The 292-nt window shown below is 53.4% G+C and carries 1 protein-coding gene; it reads right to left on the reverse strand.

Annotated features, from left to right (window positions below):
• Positions 1-292: hypothetical protein (locus Q0816_RS25970; protein WP_298856230.1), on the reverse strand; the 292-nt coding region annotated here is incomplete at both ends.

The raw sequence follows: 292 nt of genomic DNA on the forward strand, positions 1-292 counted from the left end.
TTAGGTTCTCGAACGCCAAAACCGCTATTGTAGGACCTGTAGGCCGGGTCAGAGCCGTAGCCTCGTCAAAAGGAACGTCTTCATTGACCCCCCAGCGATGCATGTCTTGCCAAACCACAAATGCCGCAATGATCAGAAGCGCTCCACCTATTGCCGCCTGAACGCCACGGCTCCTAACCCAGCTGCGGCGACTGATTGCTCGGCTCTGAGGATTCACATGATAAATTCGCACCGGCTCAGAAATGTTCTTCAGGCGGGTTTCGCCCAAGTATTCGAAACCAACGTTAGCTTT

The organism is uncultured Ruegeria sp., from assembly GCF_947497005.1.
GTDB lineage: Bacteria > Pseudomonadota > Alphaproteobacteria > Rhodobacterales > Rhodobacteraceae > Ruegeria.